We start from the raw sequence: 6851 nt of genomic DNA, 5'->3' as shown, positions 1-6851 counted from the left end.
CTTTGCCATCATCTTTAACAGTTTTTACTGTAAAAGATGGTTCACTCCATACGCCATCTTTATAACCAGCGCCACCACCTAAGTAAGTAGAAAACTTATTATTTGTCTCAAAAAGCTGAGAACCATTGATGGCATCGGCTGAGTTTTCTGCAACTTTACCTTTCCCAACATTATGCAAAGCAACAGTGCCGGTGTTTGGATCCCCAAAAGTAACACTATTCTTATTAACCTTACGTAATGACCTGGAAAGAGTATTAACTTCATCTGAATCTGCTTCTTCATCATAGAAAACTGCTAATGAACGAACATCTGCTATTTCCCCAGAAAGTTTAGTCACATTATCATCAAGCTGACCTTTGTTAACTGCTTCATTGCTATGCTCTGCATCCTTAACTCCTGAAAGGATTCTATCTTTACTTTGTTTATCCGCTATATTGATGCTCGCACCATCCTTTTCGCCTCCAACCTTGATCAGATTTGTCTCCTCTTCAAACTTAACAAGACTATCACTGACTACATTAGTAATCTCTTTGTTAAGCTCATTTTTAATATTCGTAAAAGACGTGCCTACACCTTCAAAAGCAGCTGCAACACTCGCATAATCCCCTTCTCCAGTGTCACCATTATCCTTAATGGTTTTAACCTTGAAATTTGGCGCTGTCCATTGACCTTCCTTATATTCAGCTCCACCGCCTAAGAATTTAGCTATATTCATAGCTGCTGTTTCAAGATTGTTTGATATAGTGCTTACATTTTTATTGGTCTCAAAAAGCTGAGAGCCATTTACCGCATCCGTTGAATTTTCTGCAAGGTTACCATTGGCAAGTGATGTGATCTTGCTATTTGCTTTCGTATCCCCTGTTTCATGCTGCGCTACAAAAGCACCCTCAGTACTACTCCAATTTAAAGAATCCTTCGCAACGCCTTCTGAGACTTCCTTAATACGTTCATTCACATTCTTGATATTCGCATCAAGACCGCTAAACGCCGTACCAACATCAGTAAAGGACTTATCCGTAACCTGACCTTCTTTAGTAACATCAGATAATTTATAGGTTGGCTGTGTAAGACCACCATCTTTAAAGGATGCTTCACCTCCTAAAAACTTTGCAACATCTTGAGAGATGGTGTTAATCTGTCCACCCGTAACCGCATCATGTGAATCCTTAGAAATACTACCATCGGCAACATTGTGAAGAGCCGTGAGGGTTTTATCTTTACCACCTAAAGTTATACTCGCATAATCAACAGCACTATTTTCACCATCTGTTTTATCATAATGAACAACCGCTGAATCATCGGACTGAAGATGATTAATCTGGTTGGTAATATCTTTTTTGATGTTCGTAAAAGATGTACCAACACCTTCAAAAGCATCTGCTACACTCGGATAAGTCTTTTCTTCTTCTTCTCCATCCTTTTTAATCGTTGTAATCTTAAAGCTTGGATCTTTCCATTCGCCTTTTGCATCATAACCAGCACTAACATCTAAATACTTAGCAAATTTATCACTTAAAGAATAAACCTGGGAACCATTAATAGCTTCTGTCGAGTCTTTCGTAACATCGCCAGCAGCAAGAAATTTAATTTTGCTATTCGTTTTGGTTTCTGCTCCATGTTGCGCACTAAAGGCACCATCAGCATTACTCCATAGCAAAGAATCCCCTTTAACTTCTTTGGTAATGTCGTCGATTTTTTTATTAAAATCTTCAACAACATTCGTCAGATGCTTGTTAACATTTGTGAAATTTGTATCTATTCCTGCAAAGGCTAAACCAACATCATTATATGTCTTGTTTTCACCTTCTTTACCATCCGCACTGAAAGCTTTCAGCATAAAGCTTGGCGCTGTCCATTGCCCTTCTTCATACTTAGCGCCACCACCAAAGGACTTAGCTATATTCGTAGCTGCTGTTTGCAGATTGTTAGATACGGTACTGACATTTTGATTGGTCGCAAAAAGCTGAGAACCATTTACCGCTTCTGTCGATGTCTCTGAAAGCTCTCCGCTCTTCACTCCTAAAAGGGTCCGCGCAGCATTATCAACATTTGCTAACGTAACTTTCGTACCGCTCTTTTCGCCTCCTACACTAATAACATGCGTCTTATCATCCTGCTTAACAAGGCTATCTCCCACAACTTGGTTTATCTCATTCTTAAGCTCTTGATGAAGATTTTCAAAAGATGTACCAATCCCTGCAAACGCTGAAACTACATCATCATACTTTTCCTCCTCAACAGAACCTCCTTCTTTCTTAACTGTTTTAACCTTGAAACTTGGAGCTACCCATTTGCCATCCTCATATTTAGCACCTCCGCCAAAATAACTAGAAAGTGTATTACTCATTGAATAAAGCTGAGATCCATTAACCGCATCACTCGATTCTTCCGAAACAACTCCTGATTTAACGCCTGTCAAAGTCCGTGGGGCATCGCCACTATTGGCAATATTAATGCTGTTACCACCTTTTTCTGCTCCTATCTTAATGACTTTGCTCTCTTTATCCTGCTTAACAAGACTGTCTCCCACAACTTGGCTAATCTCATTCTTAAGCTCTTTATGAATATTCGTGAAAGATGTACCAACACTCGCGAAGGCTTTTGCTACATCATCATAGCTCTGCTCTTCAACGGCACTGCCATCTTCTTTAACTGTCTTAACTGTGAACTTAGGAGCCGTCCATTGGCCATCTGCATACTTAGCGCCACCACCTAAATAAGTCGCAACAGTCTTATTGCTATCAAAAAGCTGAGAACCATTAACTGCATCCGTAGAAGTTTCAGAAATGATACCATTGGCAAGTGATGTGATCTTGCTATTTGCTTTCGTATCTCCTGTTCCATGCTGCGCTACAAAAGCACCCTCAGTACTACTCCAATTCAAAGAATCCTTCGCAACACCTTCTGAGACTTCCTTAATGCGAGCATTCACATTCTTAATATTGTCATCAAGACCAGAAAAAGCTGTTCCAACATCATTATAGGTTTTGCCATCTACCTGACCGTCTTTAGAAACTGTCGATAAATCATACTGTGGTTGTTTAAAACTTTTGCCATCAAAGGATACATTACCACCTAAAGCTTTTGATAAATCATTTGTGATGCTATCAAGCTGTCCACCCGTAACCGCATCATGTGAATCCTTAGAAATACTACCATCGGCAACATTATGAAGACCAACGGCGGTAGAACCCTTTCCTTTTCCTAAAGTAACATTCGTATAATCTATTTCACCCTTGTCCTTCTTATCATAATGAACAACCACTGAATCATCAGACTGAAGATGATTAATCTGGTTGGTAATATCTTTTTTGATGTTCGTAAAAGATGTACCAACACCTTCAAAAGCACTCGCTACATTCTGATAAGTTTTCTCTTCTTCTTTGCCATCATCTTTAACAGTTTTTACTGTAAAAGATGGTTCACTCCATACGCCATCTTTATAACCAGCGCCACCACCTAAGTAAGTAGAAAACTTATTATTTGTCTCAAAAAGCTGAGAACCATTAACCGCATCATGGGATTCGGAAGAAATTCCACCGTTACCAACATTGTGCAATCCAACAGTGCCCGTGCTCGGATCTCCAAATGTCACACTCGTCTTATTAACTTTTCGTAATGATCTGGTAAGAGAACTATCATCATCTGAAGCTGCTTCTTCATCGTAGAAAACTGCTATTGAACGTACATCTGAAATTTCTTTATCAAGCTGGCCTTTGTTGACTGCTTCATTATCATGCTCTGCTTTCTTTACACCGGAAAGAATGCGATCCTTCTTACTCTTATTGGCAATACTGATTGTACCGTCATCCTTTTCTCCACCAATGTTAATATGCTGTGTCTCCTCATCCCACTTAACAAGACTGTCATCTTTAACATTGGTAATCGCATTGTTAATTTGCTCAGTCACTGTCTTCTGAACATTTGTGATAGAAGTACCAACTCCTTTAAAAGCTTCCGCTACAGTCTTATATTCCTGATCTTTAGCTTCAGTGCCATCATCATTAAATACCTTAACCGTAAAGGTAGGAGCTTTCCAATCTCCTTTTTCATCATAACCAGCGCCACCACCTAAATAGCTCGCAAGCTGCTCATTCATCGAATAAAGTTGACCACCTGTAACTGCATCCGTGGAAGTTTCAGAAATGGTACCATTGGCAAGTGATGTGATCTTGCTATTAGCTTTCGTATCCCCTGTTCCATGCTGCGCTACAAAAGCACCCTCAGCACTACTCCAATTCAAAGAATCCTTCGCAACGCCTTCTGAGACTTCCTTAATGCGAGCATTCACATTCTTGATATTGTCATCAAGACCAGAAAAAGCTGTTCCAACATCATTATAGGTTTTGCCATCTACCTGACCGTCTTTAGAAACTGTCGATAAATCATACTGTGGTTGTTTAAAGCTTTTGCCATCAAAGGATACATTACCACCTAAAGCTTTTGATAAATCATTTGTGATGCTATCAAGCTGTCCACCCGTAACAGCATCATGTGAATCCTTAGAAATACTACCATCGGCAACATTATGAAGAGCCGTGAGGGTTTTATCTTTACCACCAAATGTCACACTTGTGTAATCAATGCCGCCATTTTCTCCAGCTTTTTTATCATAATGAACAACGGCTGATTCATCTGACTGAAGATTATCAGAAAGCTCTTTCAAACCTTTATCAAGTTGACCTTTGTTAACAGCTTCGTTATCATTCTGCGCTGTCTTTACACCAGAAAGTGTCCGTTCTCCACCATCTTTATTGGCTATATTGATTTCACCACCGGCTACTTCTTTACCAATAGTAATAAGACCTGTATCATCCTGCTTAACAAAGCTATCACTTATCATAGTGCTAATCTCATCATGAATACTCTTGAAAGAAGAACCTACACTTTCAAAAGCATCCGCTACATTCTTATATGACTCCTCAGTAATATTGCCATCAGAACCAATTTGCTTAACCTTGAAATTAGGATCTGCCCATTTGCCACTCTCATACCGTGCACCTCCACCTAAATAGCTAGCAACATTCTTATTGGTCTCAAAAAGCTGAGAGCCATTGATGGCATCGGTTGAGCTTTCTTCAACTTTACCTTTCCCAACATTGTGCAATGCAACAGTGCCCGTGCTAGGATCTCCAAAAGTCACACTATTTTTATTAACTTTACGCGCTGATCTGATAAGGGAATTGACATCTTTTGGATCTATTTCTTCATCATAAAAAACCGCTACTGAACGTACATCTTCTATTTCTTGATCAAGCTGACCTTTGTTAACTGCTTCATTGCTATGCTCTGCATCCTTAACTCCTGAAAGGATTCTATCTTTACTATCCTGATCAGAAATTGTGATTGTATTACCACCTTTTTCTGCTCCAATCTTGACTACTTGTTTCTCTTCATCCCACTTTACTAGACTATCACTGACAACATTCGTAATATCTTTTTTAATATTCGTGAATGAATTACCAACATCAGACAAAGCTTCTGCTACTGTATCATACTGCTTCTCTTCAATGGTAACGCCATCATCTTTAACAGCATTAACCTTGAAGCTTGGTGCTTTCCATTCTCCTTTCGCATTATAACCAGCACTAACATCTAAATACTTAGCAAATTTATCACTTAAAGAATAAACCTGGGAACCATTAATAGCTTCTGTCGAGTCTTTCGTAACATCGCCGGTAGCAAGAAATTTAATCTTACTATTAGCTTTCGTATCCCCTGTTCCATGCTGCGCTACAAACGCACCCTCAGTACTACTCCAATTTAAAGAATCCTTCGCAACGCCTTCTGAGACTTCCTTAATACGATCATTCACATTCTTGATATTCGCATCAAGACCGCTAAACGCCGTACCAACATCAGTAAAGGACTTATCCGTAACCTGACCTTCTTTAGTAACATCAGATAATTTATAGGTTGGACCTGTAAAGGCTCCATTGTTAAAGGATACTCCTCCACCTAAGAATTTTGCTATATCTCCACCAATGTTATAAATCTGACCACCAGTAACCGCATCATGCGATTTTTCAGAAATATTACCATCCGCAACATTGTGAAGAGCCGTGGGGGTTTTAGCTTTACCACCCAAAGTTATACTCCCATAATCAGTTTCATCACCTGTTTTGTCGTAATGGACAACAGCCGATTCATCAGACTGAAGATTGTCAGAAAGATCTTTCAAGCCTTTATCAAGCTGACCCTTGTTAACCGCTTCATTGTCATTCTCTGCTTTCTTCACACCGGAAAGGGTCCGATCACCCTTGTCCTTATTGGCAATGTTGATTTCACCGCCTTCTACCTTTCCTCCAATAGTGAGATTATGCGTTGTTTTATCTTGTTGAATAAAGCTTTCGCTTTCAATTTTGTTAACCACATTATTAACCTGTTCAGTCAATTTATTCTGAACATTCGTGATAGAGGTACCAACCCCACTCAAAGCACTCGCTACATCAGGATAAATCTTATCTTCGGAAACACCATCATCCTTAACGGACTTAACAGTGAATCTTGGATCTGTCCATTTACCTTCTTCATACTTAGCGCCACCACCTAAATAAGTCGCAACTTTATCATTTGTTTCAAAAAGCTGATAACCATTGATGGCATCATGGGATTCAGAAGAAATTTTACCATTGCCAACATTATGCAAAGCAACAGTGCCTGTTTTGGGATCTCCAAAAGTAACACTATTCTTATTAACTTTACGCGCTGACCTGATAAGGGAATTGACATCTTTTGGCTCTACTTCTTCATCATAAAAAACCGCTACTGAACGTACATCTTCTATTTCTTGATCAAGCTGGCCTTTGTTAACCGCTTCATCATTCTTTGCTGCTTCCTTTATACCAGAC

At 39.4% G+C, this 6851-nt stretch carries 1 pseudogene; it reads right to left on the bottom strand.

Annotation, left to right across the window (positions count from 1 at the left end):
* Positions 1 to 6851: pseudogene (locus tag PVV70_RS09540) on the bottom strand (hypothetical protein); the annotation flags it as partial.

The sequence above is a fragment of the Bartonella sp. AU55XJBT genome, from assembly GCF_028618525.1.
This window is presented reverse-complemented; position numbering and strand designations above follow the sequence as displayed.